General features: G+C 68.6%; 12 protein-coding genes. 2 read left to right on the forward strand and 10 right to left on the reverse strand.

What is annotated here, in order from left to right; all coding sequences use genetic code 11:
* The 4 genes from mrdA to AX692_RS14700 form a co-directional block, all read right to left on the reverse strand.
* Positions 1-2,093: penicillin-binding protein 2 (gene mrdA, locus AX692_RS14685; RefSeq protein WP_073977749.1), on the reverse strand; the 2,093-nt coding region annotated here is incomplete at its 3' end.
* Positions 2,093-2,647, reverse strand: coding sequence for a rod shape-determining protein MreD (mreD, locus tag AX692_RS14690; protein ID WP_073974650.1), 555 nt, complete (start codon positions 2,645-2,647; stop codon positions 2,093-2,095). The genes mreD and mrdA, both read right to left, overlap by 1 nt.
* Positions 2,647-3,603: a rod shape-determining protein MreC gene (gene mreC / locus AX692_RS14695; protein ID WP_073974649.1), complete on the reverse strand. Its 957-nt coding sequence runs from the start codon at positions 3,601-3,603 to the stop codon at positions 2,647-2,649. Before mreC ends, mreD begins: the two co-directional genes overlap by 1 nt.
* A 36-nt stretch (positions 3,604-3,639) precedes the next feature.
* Complete coding sequence (locus AX692_RS14700; RefSeq protein ID WP_073974648.1) at positions 3,640-4,683, reverse strand: rod shape-determining protein; 1,044 nt, start codon at positions 4,681-4,683, stop codon at positions 3,640-3,642.
* A gap of 208 nt (positions 4,684-4,891) precedes the next feature.
* Between AX692_RS14700 and mutL the strand changes: the two genes are divergently transcribed.
* Both mutL and AX692_RS14710 read left to right on the forward strand, forming a co-directional pair.
* Positions 4,892-6,748, forward strand: coding sequence for a DNA mismatch repair endonuclease MutL (gene mutL, locus AX692_RS14705; RefSeq protein ID WP_073974647.1), 1,857 nt, complete (start codon positions 4,892-4,894; stop codon positions 6,746-6,748).
* An 83-nt stretch (positions 6,749-6,831) separates the two neighbouring features.
* Positions 6,832-7,914, forward strand: coding sequence for a DUF2167 domain-containing protein (locus tag AX692_RS14710; protein ID WP_073980858.1), 1,083 nt, complete (start codon positions 6,832-6,834; stop codon positions 7,912-7,914).
* A 15-nt stretch (positions 7,915-7,929) separates the two neighbouring features.
* Here AX692_RS14710 and AX692_RS14715 read toward each other — a convergent pair whose 3' ends face one another.
* The 6 genes from AX692_RS14715 to AX692_RS14740 all read right to left on the reverse strand — a co-directional run.
* Positions 7,930-9,135 carry a nucleotide pyrophosphatase/phosphodiesterase family protein gene (locus tag AX692_RS14715; protein ID WP_073974645.1) on the reverse strand — a complete coding sequence of 402 codons (1,206 nt, stop codon included), beginning with the start codon at positions 9,133-9,135 and terminating at the stop codon, positions 7,930-7,932.
* 47 nt (positions 9,136-9,182) lie between these two features.
* Positions 9,183-10,283, reverse strand: a complete 1,101-nt coding sequence (gene ychF / locus AX692_RS14720; protein ID WP_073974644.1) for a redox-regulated ATPase YchF — start codon at positions 10,281-10,283, stop codon at positions 9,183-9,185.
* Between the two features lie 67 nt (positions 10,284-10,350).
* Positions 10,351-11,349 carry an SDR family oxidoreductase gene (locus AX692_RS14725; protein WP_073974643.1) on the reverse strand — a complete coding sequence of 333 codons (999 nt, stop codon included), beginning with the start codon at positions 11,347-11,349 and terminating at the stop codon, positions 10,351-10,353.
* 41 nt (positions 11,350-11,390) lie between these two features.
* Positions 11,391-11,960: an aminoacyl-tRNA hydrolase gene (gene pth, locus AX692_RS14730; RefSeq protein WP_073974642.1), complete on the reverse strand. Its 570-nt coding sequence runs from the start codon at positions 11,958-11,960 to the stop codon at positions 11,391-11,393.
* 105 nt (positions 11,961-12,065) lie between these two features.
* Positions 12,066-12,671, reverse strand: a complete 606-nt coding sequence (locus tag AX692_RS14735) for a 50S ribosomal protein L25/general stress protein Ctc (protein ID WP_073974641.1) — start codon at positions 12,669-12,671, stop codon at positions 12,066-12,068.
* 120 nt (positions 12,672-12,791) lie between these two features.
* A partial coding sequence (locus AX692_RS14740; RefSeq protein ID WP_155646331.1) for a TraB/GumN family protein occupies positions 12,792-13,586 on the reverse strand: 795 nt, incomplete at its 5' end.

Raw genomic sequence — 13,586 nt, forward strand, 5'->3', positions numbered from 1 at the left:
GTGGGGGGCGCAGGCGTCGGAGCGACGGCTGCGCCCGGCGGCGTGCCCGAGGGATTGGCCTCGGGCCGCGGGGCGATCACCTCGCCCGCGATGGCTTCGGTCTCGGTCGCGGCGCGGCGGGCCTCGGCGTCGACCCGGTCGAGGATTTCCTCGTCGCGGCGCGGCGGGCGGCTGACACTCGCCCCGCGCTCGGCGGCATAGGCGGCATAGCGCGCCTCGAGCCGCTGCTGCGCGGTGCCGCCCCAGCCCGCCTCGAGCGCCGCGAGCGCTTCGAGACCCTTGGCGGGATCGAACAGGAAGGTCATCACGTCGCGCGCGATCGGATAGGCCGCGCCCGACCCGCCGCCGTGCTCGATCACCACCGCGCCGGCATAGCGCGGCTTGTCATAGGGGGCGAAGAAGATGAACAGGCCGTGGTCGCGATATTTCCACGGGCCCGTCTTGCCGTTCGAGATCGACAGCGAGACGACTTGCGCCGTCCCGGTCTTGCCCGCCATCAGCGTGCCCTCGATCGGCAGGCGCGCGCGACCAGCGGTGCCGGGGCCGTTGACGACGTCGCTCATCGCCTTCTGGACATAGGCGACCTGCTCGGCCGGGAAATCGATCTTGTCGAAGCCCTGCGGCTTGGTGTCGAGAGTCAGGCGCGGCATCACGTGGCGGCCGGTGGCGATGCGCGAGGCCATCACCGCGAGTTGCAGCGGGCTCGAGAGCATGTAGCCCTGGCCGATGGTGGCGTTGACCGTGTCGAAGGTCTGCCATTCGCGGCCCCACTTCTTCATCTTCCACGCCGGGTCGGGCACGGTGCCGAAGAACTGGCTGGTGACGGGAAGGGGGAATTCCTGCCCCATCCCGCAGCGCCGCGCCATCGCCGCGATCGGGTCCATCCCGATGCGCTGGGCCATGGCGTAGAAATAGACGTCGCAGCTCTGGTAGATGGCCTTCGCCATGTTGGTCGCGCCGTGGCCGCGGCGGTTCCAGCAGCCGAACACGCGGTTGCCGACCCTGAGGCCGCCGCCGCAATTCACCGTCTCCTCGGGATCGACGCCGGCCTGCATCAGCGCCATGGAGACCATCGGCTTGACGGTCGAGCCGGGAGGATAGAGCCCCTTCAGCACCTTGTTGCGCAGCGGGACGCGCTCGTCATCGCGCAGCATTGCGTATTCGACCCCGCCGATCCCGTCGGAAAAGGAATTGGGATCGAAGCTCGGCATCGAGGCCATGCAGAGCAGGTCGCCGGTGCGGCAATCCATCACCACCACCGAGCCGCTCTCGAGCCCGATGCGGCGCGCGGCGTAGTCCTGGAGCGGGCCGTCGATGGTGAGCTTGACCGGCTGCCCCTGCACATCTTCGCGCGTTTCGAGGTCGCGCACGATCCGCCCGCCCGCCGTCACCTCGACCCGGCGCGCACCCGGGACGCCGCGCAGCTCCTTTTCGAATTGCTTTTCAAGCCCGTCCTTGCCGATCTTGTAACCGGGTGTGATGAGGAGGGGGTTGGGATCCTTCTCGTACTCCTCGGCCGAGGCCGGGCCGACATAGCCGATCAGATGGCCGACGGAAGAGGCGGTCGGGTAATAGCGCGAGAAGCCGCGTTGGGGCACCACGCCCGGCAGGTCGGGCAGGCGCACGCTCAGCAGCGCGAACTGTTCGTAATTGAGGCCGCTCGCCACCTCCACCGGCGCGAACCCGCGCGACGTCGCGACCCTGTCCTTGATGTCGGCGATCCGCGCCGGTTCGAGCGACAGCAATTCGCCCAGCTTGTCGATCGTCCCGTCCGCGTCGACCAGGCGTTCGGGGATCAGGTCGACCCGGAAGTCGGCGCGGTTGGAAGCGAGCGGCGCGCCGTCACGATCGAGAATCCAGCCGCGGCGCGGCGGAATGAGGGTCAGGTTGACCCGGTTACTTTCGGATTCGACCCGGTATTTCTCGTTCTCCGCGACCGAGAGATAGCCCAGCCGCAGCGCCAGCAGCACGCCGATCCCGCCCTGCACCGCGCCGATCACGACCGCGCGCCGCTCGAATGAGGAGCGCAGCAGCGAGGCGTTGATCATCTTGGCCGGCTTGTGCGGGCCGCGCTGGAGGAAGGGGATCTTCATCAGTCGATCGTCCGCGCGCGCGACAGGCGGTAGCGGTCGAGCCCGGCCACCGCCCGGGCGATGACCGGATAGAGGAGCACGCTGACCAGCGCCTGCGGGGCGGCGACGAGCAGCATCTCGGGCGTGAGGCTCGCGCCCGAAACGACGAGGCTCGCGAGCCAGTAGGCTACCGCGATGAGGCTGGCGGTGAACCAGTCCTGCCAGAAGCTGCGCCAGGGAAAGCGCGCCTCGATCGCCTCGATCGCGATCATCGCCAGCGACCAAAGCAGGATCGCGCTGCCGAAAGGCTGGCCGCTGAACAGATCGTCGAAGGCGCCGAGGGGCGCGCCCGCCCACAGCGGCAGCACGCCCGGGCGCACCATCCGCCAGGCGAGCAGCATCAGGAAGCCGAAGGAGGGGGCCAGCGGCATAGTGTCGGCGATCAGCAGCACCGGTACGGCCGAGGCGAGCATGATCGAGGCATAGGGCACGATGCGCACCCGCCACGGATCGGGCGCGCGGTTGATGCGCAGGCCGTAGATGTCCGAACGGGCGCGGGGGTCGAGCCGCTCCATCACTCCTCCCCGCTCGCTGCGCTGGCCGGTGCCGATGGCGCCGGGGAAGGGGCGGGCGTGGGCTGGCCGGCGCCCGGCGCAGTGCCCGGCGGCGCTTCGAGCTCGGCCACCGCCGCAGCCTCATGGATCGCCATCACCGAGACGAAATTGGTCGCGCCCGGCTCGGCCACCAGCCGCCCGATCCCGCCATCGGGGGTGATCTTGGCGATGATCGCGACCGCGACGCCGGGGCGGTAGTATCCGCCCGCGCCGCTCGTCACCATCATGTCGCCGACTTTCAGGGGATTGACCCCGAGATTGACCAGGCGAATGCGCAACATCCCGTCGCCGCGCCCCTCGGCAAAGGCGATGACATTGTCGGTGGCGCGCCGCACCGGCAGCACGCTTTCGCTGTCGGTCAGCAGCAGCACGCGCGCGGAATAGCGCCCGGTCTCGAGCACGCGGCCGATCACGCCGCGTTCGGAGAGCACCGGCATTCCCGGCTTGACCCCGCTCGCCGTGCCGACGCTGAGATAGGCGTGACGCCGCCCGCTGGTGGCGGTCGAACCGACGAGGCGTCCGGTGGCGACCGGCTTGCTCTCCCCGTCGCGCAGGCCCAGCAGGCCCTTGAGGCGCGCGTTCTCGGCCTTGATCGCTTCGGCTTCGGCAAGGCGAATGCGGGCGATCTCGTTCTCGCGGCGCAGCTCGGCGTTCTGGCTCCCGGCGTTGAAATAGCCGATCAGGCCGGCGAAGATCCCCTGCGAGCCCGAGCGCACCACCGCCGTGCCCGTGCCTGCGGGGGTGACGACATCGCCCGCCAGCCCGCGCAAGGGGGCGAAGGCCGCCGGCTGCCACAGCGACAGCGCAAGCAGCGCGGCACCCACCAGGGCTGCCGCGCCTGCCAGCAGATAGCCGGTGAACAGCGAATATTGCGCTTTCTTCGAAAAGCCGGCGCGGCGCGAAGAGGGGGGCGCCATGGCTCTAGAGTCCCTTCTGGCTTACATGAGCAGCCGTCACGCTGTCATCAGCACGCCGCGGTAGACCGGATCCTCCATCGCCCGGCCGGTGCCGATGGCGACGCAGGTCAGCGGGTCCTCGGCGACCGAGACAGGCAGGCCCGTTTCCTCGCGCAGGTGCTCGTCGAGGCGGCGGATCAGCGCGCCGCCGCCGGTGAGCACGATGCCCTGGTCGACGATATCGGCGGCGAGTTCGGGCGCGGTGTTCTCGAGCGCGATGCGCACGCCCTCGACGATCGCGCCGATGGGTTCGCTCAAGGCTTCGGCGACATGCGCCTGGTTGATGGTGATTTCCTTGGGCACGCCGTTGACGAGGTCACGGCCCTTGAGGGTGATGGTCTCGCCCACGCCGTCCTCGGGGATCATGGCAATGCCGTAATCCTTCTTGATGCGCTCGGCAGTCGCGTCACCGATCAGGAGGTTGTGGTGGCGGCGCACGTAGCTGACGATGGCTTCGTCCATCTTGTCGCCCCCGGTGCGCACCGAGGTGGTGTAGGCGAGGCCCCGCAGCGAGAGCACAGCGACCTCGGTGGTGCCGCCGCCGATGTCGACCACCATGCTGCCCACGGGTTCGGTCACGGGCATGTCGGCGCCGATCGCGGCGGCCATCGGCTCGAGGATCAGGTGGACGTCGGAGGCACCCGCGTTCGAGGCCGCATCGCGGATCGCGCGGCGCTCGACGGATGTGGAGCCCGAGGGCACGCAGATCACGATCTCGGGGTAGCGGAACATCGACTTCTTGCCGTGCACCTTCTGGATGAAGTGCTTGATCATCTGCTCGGCGACCTCGATGTCGGCGATGACGCCGTCGCGCAAGGGGCGGATCGCCTCGATCGAATCCGGGGTCTTGCCCATCATCATCTTGGCATCATTGCCGACGGCCTTGACGCGGCGAATCCCGTTGATCGTCTCGATTGCGACCACCGAGGGTTCGTTGAGGACGATCCCCTGATCCTGGACATAGACCAGCGTGTTGGCGGTGCCGAGATCGATCGCCATGTTCTGCGAGCGGAACTTGAAGAGGTCGGACAGGAAGCTCATGTTTGGTGTGTTTTCCGGTAATGACGGGCGTCTTGTCGCGAACCGCTTTTCGAGCTGCGGCCGCGAGCGGTTACGGACCCGTTTATGACATGACAGCGCGCGCCTAGCGAATCCCCGGGCAAAAGGCCAAAATATTTGTCCACCGTGGCGGTGATTTTGACGCGGCCGCCCTCGAAATTGTGGCGGCTCGTCGCTAGCGTCGCTGCAAATGCCCGAAATCCGCCGCCTCCCCTCCGATCTGGTCAACCGCATCGCCGCGGGCGAGGTGGTCGAGCGTCCGGCGGCAGCGCTCAAGGAGCTGGTCGAGAACGCGATCGACGCGGGCGCGCGGCGAATCGGGGTGGTGCTGGCGGATGGAGGCCTCGCCCGGATCGAGGTGGTGGATGATGGCTGCGGCATGGGCCCCGCGGCGATCGCGCTGGCGCTGGAGCGGCATGCGACCTCCAAGCTCCCGGATTCGCTGATCGGGCCCGATGGCGCGATCGAGCTTGTCTCCACGCTGGGCTTCCGCGGCGAGGCGCTGCCGAGCATCGCCAGCGTCGCGCGGCTGACCATCGAGAGCCGCGAGGGTGCCGCCGCAGAGGGCTGGCGGCGGGTGGTCGATCATGGCGCGCTCCTGTCGGACGAGCCCGCCGCGCTCCCGCCGGGCACCCGCGTGCGGGTCGAGGAGCTGTTCGCCAAGGTCCCGGCGCGGCGCAAGTTCCTGCGCTCGGCGCGCAGCGAGTATGCCGCCTGCCTCGATGTGGTGCGCCGCCTCGCGATGGCGCGGCCGGATATTGCCTTCACGCTCGAGACGGCAGGCGAAGGGGCGAGTCGCACCGTTCTCAATCTTCAGGCGGGCGAGGAAATGGCGACCCGGGTCGCGCGGATCATCGCGCATGAGCTGAAGGACAATTCGGTCCCGATCGACCTCGCGCGCGACACGCCTCACGGGACGATGCGCCTCACTGGCGTTGCGGGCCTGCCGACCTGGAACCGCGGCATCGGCGATCATCAGTATCTTTTCGTCAACGGACGGCCCGTGAAGGACCGCCTCTTGGTGGGCGCGGTGCGCGGCGCCTATGCCGACATGCTCGCACGTGATCGCCACGCGGTCCTGGCGCTGTTCCTCGAACTGCCGCCGCAGGATGTCGACGTGAACGTCCATCCGGCCAAGACCGAGGTGCGTTTCCGCGACAGCGCGGGGGTGCGCGGGTTCATCGTCTCGGGTCTCAGGCAGGCGCTGGCGACCGGCGACCGCCGCTCTGCGCAGGGGCCTGACCGTGCGGCGATGGGGCGGTGGGTGAGCGAGCCGGTCGCGCCCGAGCCTGCGCCGATGGCATCGCTGCTCGAAAGCGTTTTTACGGCGCGCGACTGGTCCGCTACCGGCCCGCGCGTCGGCGAGGCCCGGCCCGCTTGGACCGCCCCGCTGGCACAGCCCCAGGGCCGCGCCGAACAGGCCGCGCCCGTGCCCGAGGAGGCGCGGCAATACCCCCTCGGCATCGCCCGCGGACAGGTGGCCAACACCTATATCGTCGCCGAGGCTGCAGACGGCCTCGTGCTGGTCGACCAGCATGCCGCGCACGAACGCCTCGTGCTCGAACGCCTGCGCGCCGCCGGAGCCGACGAGGGCGTCCGGCGAAGCCAGGCCCTGCTCGTCCCCGACGTGGTCGAGATGGACGAAGTCGATTGCGACCGGTTGGAAGATGCCGCCGAGGGCCTCGCGCGCTACGGCCTGGTGATCGAGCGCTTCGGCCCCGCCGCCATGCTGGTGCGCGCGCTCCCCGCCGCGCTCCCCAAGGCCGACAGCGGCGCGCTGCTGCGCGATCTGGCCGACGACATCGCCAAGCACGGCAAGCAGGAAGACAGCGGCGCGCTGCTGCTCGCCGAGCGGCTCGAACTGGTGCTCGCCACCATGGCCTGCCACGGATCGGTGCGCGCCGGGCGCACGCTGAGCGTCGCCGAAATGAACGCGCTGCTGCGCGAGATGGAGGCGACGCCGCGCTCGGGCCAGTGCAACCACGGGCGCCCGACCTGGGTGAAGCTCTCCATGGAAGACGTCGAGAAGCTGTTCGGGCGGCATTAGAGCACACGGCGAAGTCACAGAAACCGCTTGGCAAATGCTCGCCCCCGGCTAAGCTGCCCCGGGGATCAACCAGGGGGTCGTTCATGCGTTTCGTTGCAGCCTTGCTCGCGGTGCTTGCCGCGTTCTTCGTCGTGCCCGCGGGGGCACAGTCACCGGCCGAGGGCGAACTGCCGCCCGAGGTCGTCAAGCTGCTCGACAGCCTGAAGCCGGTCAGCGGCAAGGTCGGCCTGCCCGAGGCGCGCGCCACGCTCGACCTTGGCGAGGAATATATCTTCTACGGCAAGGAGGATGCCGCGACGATCCTCGTCAACCTGTGGGGCAACCCGCCGCAGGCCGCCGAGGGCGTGCTGGGGCTGGTGATGCCCAAGGGCAGCAGCCCGGCGAGCGACGTCTGGGGCGCGGTGGTGACCTTCGAGGAAACCGGCTATGTCTCCGACGAGGACGCCGCCACCACCGATTACGACGAGCTCCTCACCGCGATGCAGGAGGGCACCAACGAGGCCAACACCGCGCGCGCCGAGGCGGGCTATCCGACCATCGCGCTGGTGGGCTGGGCCGAGCGTCCGGCCTATGACAAGGCGACCCATTCGGTGGTCTGGGCGCAGAATCTGCGCTTCAGCGACAGCGACACGAACGGCCTCAACTACGACGTGCGCACTCTGGGGCGCTACGGCGTACTCAGCCTCAACCTGATCTCGAGCATGGACAAGCTCGGCGAGATCCGCGTCGCCGCCAAGCAGTTCGCGCAGCACGCGAGCTTCGATGCCGGCGCGCGCTACGGCGATTTCGACCCGGCGACCGACAAGGCGGCCGAATACGGCATCGGCGGGCTGATCGCTGCGGGCGCAGGCGTGGCCGTGGCCAAGAAGCTCGGCCTGTTCGGCACGATCGGGGTGTTCCTGCTGAAGTTCCTCAAGCCGATCCTCGTCGGCGTGGCGCTCTTCGGGGCGGGGATCTTCCAGTTCTTCAAGAGCCGCCTGTTCGGGCGCAAGGAGGAAGAGGAGCCCTATTACGGCGAGCCCGACTACGAGGAAGGCGGGCCCGAGGCAGGCGCGGATGCCGAGGCCGAAGGGGAGCCGACCTTCAGCCTCGCCAAGTCTGCGGATTCGGCCAGCATTGCGCAGTCGGCAGAGGGCGAGAGCAGCGTGCAGAACGCAGCCGGCTAGAGGGACGGTGCCGGCCTAGCGCCGCAGCGCCCCCCGCACATCCGCCAGCTTCCCGTCGGCCGCCGCATCTTCCGGCAGGCCCAGCACCGCGCGCAGCAATGCGGCGACGGCGACATTGTCGAACACCGGGAGCGTCGCGCCCTTCGCGAACGCAGGCCCGCTGGCGACGAACAGCGCGAGCATGTCGGGGTCGGCATTGTCGTAGCCGTGCGCGCCGCCGGTCACGGGGTAGGGCGCGGGGCCTGACAGGATCGTCCAGCCCGGCTCGGCAATGCAGATGATCGCCGCGACGCGCGGGTTCCTGCCGTAGTGGAGGCGTTCGGGGAGGTCCTCCTTCCGCGCGCAGGTCATGTGCGCGTGCGGTTTCAGCAGTGCATCGGCGACGCGGTTGTCGGTGCCGGCGGCGGGCTCGATCGCCGCATAGGGCCCGCCCTCGACCACGATCGTGCTCGCCCGGTCGATCAGGTCGTCCAATTGGATCACCCGCGCCTCGTCGGTCTGGCGCATGCCATGGTCGGCGACGATCACCCAGTTGACCGCCACGCCCATCTTGGCCGCCCCGTCGACCAGCTCGCCCACGCGCGCATCGACCTCGGCCAGCGCCGCGTTCACCTCGGCGCTGTCGGGGCCGAACCTGTGCCCGGCGGTGTCGACCGTGTCGAAATAGACCGTGGCGAAGGCGGGGCGGAGGCTGGCGGGGCGGCGCAGCCAGTCGAGCAAGGTGTTGACGCGCTGCACGTTGGTGACGTTCTGGTCGAAGCGCATCCAGTCGGACGGGCGGCGGCTCTGGATCGCGACCTCGCTCCCCGGCCAGAACATCGTAGCAGTGCGCAGGCCCGCCTTCTCGGCGGTGATCCAGACCGGCTCGGCCTCGTTCCACCAGAAGGGATCCAGTGCCTGGCTCGCATTGCCGAGGCTGAACATCACGCCCGGACGGCGCGGGTCGATCATGGAATTGCCGACGATCCCGTTGCGGTCGGGCCGGTAACCGGTGACGAGCGCGAAGTGGTTGGGGAAGGTCTTGGTGGGAAAGCTCGGGCGCATCGGCCCGGTGGCGCCCGCCTTCGCCAGCGCGGCAAGGCGCGGGGTGTGCCCGCGTTCCAGATAGTCGGCGCGGAACCCGTCGATCCCGACCAGCACGGTGACGGGGCGGGGGCCCTCCTTGGCGGCGAGGCCGACGGGGATGAACAGGAGGGCGATCAGGACAAGGAGTTTCCGCATGGCCCGCCCCTAATCGGCCCGCGCGACAAATGCGAGACGGCGCGTGATCAGACGTTGAACTTGAAGAGCAGCACGTCGCCGTCCTGCACCACGTATTCCTTGCCTTCCTGCCTGAGCTTGCCCGCTTCCTTGGCGCCCGCCTCGCCGCCGAGGGTGACGTAGTCCTCGTAGGCGATGGTCTCGGCACGGATGAAGCCGCGTTCGAAGTCCGAGTGGATCTCGCCCGCGGCCTGTGGAGCCTTGGCGCCCGCGGGGAAGGTCCAGGCGCGGGCTTCCTTGGGGCCGGCGGTGAAGAAGGTCTTGAGGCCCAGAAGCTTGTACCCGGCGCGGATCACCCGGGCGAGGCCGCTTTCGGTGAGGCCGAGCGCTTCGAGGAATTCGCCGCGGTCTTCCTCGGGCATGGCAACCAGTTCGGCCTCGATCGCGGCCGAGACGACGACGGCTTGCGCGCCTTCAGCCGCGGCCTTGGCGAAGACCTTGGCGGACAGATCGTTGCCCTCGGCGGCGTCTTCTTCGGCGACGTTGCAGACGTAGAGGACAGGCTTGGCGGTGAGGAGTTGGGCCTGGCGGAAGAGGCGCGCCTCCTCTTCGTCATTGGGGACGGTGAGGCGGGCAGGCTTGCCCTCGCGCAGCAGTTCCAATGCCTGGCCGAGTACGCTCGCCATCGCCTTGGCTTCCTTGTCGCCCGCCGCGCCGCGCTTGGCGGCGGCGGGGACGCGCTTCTCGAGGCTTTCGAGGTCCGAGAGCATCAGCTCGGTCTCGACCACTTCGGCATCGGCGATGGGATCGACCTTGTTGGCGACGTGCTGGATGTCGTCGTCCTCGAAGCAGCGCAGCACGTGGACGATGGCATCGACCTCGCGGATATTGCCGAGGAACTGGTTGCCGAGCCCTTCGCCCTTGCTCGCGCCCTTCACGAGGCCGGCGATGTCGACGAAGCCCAACTGGGTCTCGATGATCTTCGCGCTCTTGGCGATGGCGGCGATCTTGCGCAGGCGCTCGTCCGGCACCGCGACCTGGCCGACATTGGGCTCGATGGTGCAGAAGGGATAGTTCGCCGCCTGCGCCGCCTGCGTCTCGGTGAGCGCATTGAACAGAGTGGACTTGCCGACATTCGGCAGGCCGACGATCCCGCAACGGAAACCCATGATTGTGATGCCCTGGCTGTCTGGAAAGCGCCGCCCTTAGCGGGGAGGGGGGCCGATGGCTAGAGCCTCACCGCCCGTGGACTGCCTTCACCAGCGGGCCATAGGGCGAATTGCCGAGCCAGCCGGTCTGCACCTGCGCCGTCACCTGGTTGATCGGGGTTTGCGGGATCGCGCCGCCGCTCACCGGCAGGCGCAGCGGGCGGGTGCCGGGGGGCTGGGCGATCAGCCCCGCGATCGCCTTTGCCACATCCATCGGATCATTGCTGCGGCCCGATCCGTCTTCCGTTCCCATCCGCGCCACTTGCTCGGGATAGCCTGCGCTGTGAACCGACAGCGACCTCTCCTTCAACGCCTTTGAATAGGCGTTGCGGTTGACCCAGACTTTGGTGGGGTAACCACCCGGCTCGATGATCGACACGTCGATCCCGTGCGCCACCAGTTCGTAGGCGAGCTGCTCGCTCATCGCCTCCAAGGCGAACTTGGTCGCCGAGTAATGGCCCGAATGGGGCACGATCACGCGGCCGAGCTGGCTCGAGATCTGGATGATGAGGCCGCGCTTCGCCTCGCGCATCCCCGGCAGCACCGCGCGCGCCATGCGGTGCGGCCCGAAAACATTGGTGTCGAAGATCAGCCGCGTGGCGGTCATGTCCTGCACCTCGACCGGCGAGGTGATGCCGATCCCGGCATTGTTGACCAGCACGTCGATCGGGCCACCATTGATGCGCATCGCCTCCTTGACGCCGGCGTTGACCTGCGGAAGCTCGGTCACATCGATGCCGATCACGTGGAGATCGAGGTTCTCCGCCTTGGCGAGCGCGGTCAGCTCGTCGGCTTCGGGTCGGGGCAGGGCGCGCATGGTGGCGAACACCCGCGCGCCCTGGCGGGCCAGCAGCTCCGCCGTCAGCCGACCAAAGCCCGAGGAGCAGCCGGTGATCAGCACGCTGGTACCCTTGAAGCTGATCTCGGGGGTGTAGACGGGCTCGGCAGCGCTCAGGCGGGCGGTACCGGCCAGCGTGGCGGTAGCGGCGGCTCCGGCAAGCAAGGTGCGGCGGTTGATGCGGGTCATGCCGAACAGACTATCACGCCTGCTTGCGCAATCAACGCCTGTCAGCCCTGCATCCGGAGCGCAACATCGTTCATGAAGCGCACGTCGTCACCCTTGGCGAGCCATTCCGCCTCGGCCCCGATCGCGCCGAGCATGGTGGCAAGATCATCCTCCTCGGCCTTGGCGAAGTTGCCGAGGACGTGGCCGTTGACCCGGTCCTTGTGTCCCGGATGCCCGATGCCGAGGCGGATGCGGCGGAAATCGGGGCCGAGATGCTGGTCGATCGAGCGCAACCCGTTGTGCCCCGCATGCCCGCCGCCCTGCTTCACCTTGACCTTGAACGGGGCAAGGTCGAGCTCGTCATGGAACACGGTGAGCGCCTCGGTGCCGAGCTTGTAGAAGCGCAGCGCCTCGCCCACCGCGCGGCCGCTTTCGTTCATGAAGGTCGCGGGCTTCAAGAGCAGCACCTTCGCGCCGCCGATCCGTCCCTCCTGTGCCCAGCCGCTGAACTTCTTCTGGACGGGGCCGAAGTCATGCATGTCGGCGATCACGTCCACGGCCATGAAGCCGACATTGTGCCGGTGAAGCGCATAGCGCGGACCGGGATTTCCGAGGCCGACCCAGATCTGCATGACGTTCCCCTAGCTGCGGTGCCTATCGCCCTTTGGCACAAAACGAAACGCCGGACTTCCCGCGAAGGAAGCCCGGCGTTCTGAAAGCCGTCAGCGGCAATCCGCTTATTCTTCGGAAGCGGCTTCGCCTTCGCTGCTCTTGAGGCCCGACGGAGCGATCACGGTCGCGATGGTGAAATCGCGGTCGGTGATCACGCTGGTCACGCCCTTGGGCAGGGTCACGTCGCTGATGTGGATCGAATCCCCGATCTCGCGGCCGGTGACATCGATCTGGATTTCTTCAGGGATGTCGGCGTTGGGGCACAGCAATTCGAGCTCGTGGCGCACGATGTTGAGCACGCCGCCCTTCTTGAGGCCCGGCGAGGCTTCCTCGTTGATGAACACCACCGGCACGGACACCTCGACCTTGCTGTCACCGGTCAGGCGCAGGAAGTCGACATGGGTCGGACGGTCGGTCACCGGGTGGAAGGCGACATCCTTCGGGAGCGTGCGGACGGTCTGGCCACCGATCTCGATAATGACGATCGAGTTCATGAAGTGCCCGGTGCCAAGCTGGCGCACCAGTTCCTTCTGCTCGACGTGGATCATGGTGGGTTCTTCCTTGCCGCCATAGATGACAGCAGGGGTCCGACCTTCGCGGCGAAGTGCTCGGGAGGCTCCCTTGCCAGCCCGTTCGCGCGCTTCGGCCGGCAGGGTAAGAGTCTCGCTCATACGGATGCCTTTCGAATGCGTGTTTGATTGATACAGTCAAACGATGCCACCGCCTCCAGGGATGACCGGAAGCATCGAAGCGCGGCCCCATAGAGAGGGATTGCCCGAAAGGCAACCCGCTTAGGGAATGCGGCGGAGCCGGTAGCCTTGTGCCTCGAGCAGCGCGGGCACCCCCTCGGGCCCGACCAGGTGGGCAGCGCCGACCGCGATCAGCGGGCGCGGAGCCTCGGCAAGCAGCGGAGCGAGCGCTGCGGCCCAGCGACGGTTGCGCGCCGTCAGCAGCACCTCGCGCACCGCCGGATCGGCGAGCACGCCCTCGCGGGTCGAGGCCTCGATGGCCTTCGCATCGCCCGCGAGCCAGGCGCGCTGGAGGCGTTCGGGATCCCTGGCGGCGGCCGCGCTCTCCTCAACCACGGCGGCGAGCATGGCGCGCTGCTGTGCCTCGGGCAGGCGGTCGAAGAGCGCAAGCTGCGCCGCCGCGCCCTCGAGCTCGCGCACCCGGCGGCCCGTGAATTCGGCGATCAGCGCGCGGTCGACACCGTTCGCCGGGTCGCCCGCCGCATCGATGCGGGCGAGCGTGAGCGCGGCAGCCCAGGTCTCGGTCGCGGCGAATTCCCGGGCTGTGAAATCGCCGCGCTCCAGCAGCTCTGCAAGGCGGGGACGAAGCGCGGGCGGCAGGCGCTCCGAGAGCGGCGGCAGGTCGGGGGAGGTGGCGAGGGCAGCGAAGGTGCGGGCGATATCGGCCCCATCGCCCAGTGCGGCGATCTCGACCACCAGCAGGTCGGCGCTCGTGACGGCCTTCTCGATCGCGGGTGTGCGCCACTTTACAAAAGCGGGGAGGGCATGGATGGTGCCGACCATCCAGCCCTCCACCGACCCATCGGCCGAAGCGATTTCGTAAAGCAGGGGGGCGGG

It is taken from the genome of Erythrobacter donghaensis, from assembly GCF_001557325.1.
In the GTDB taxonomy this organism is placed as follows: Bacteria; Pseudomonadota; Alphaproteobacteria; order Sphingomonadales; family Sphingomonadaceae; genus Erythrobacter; species Erythrobacter donghaensis_B.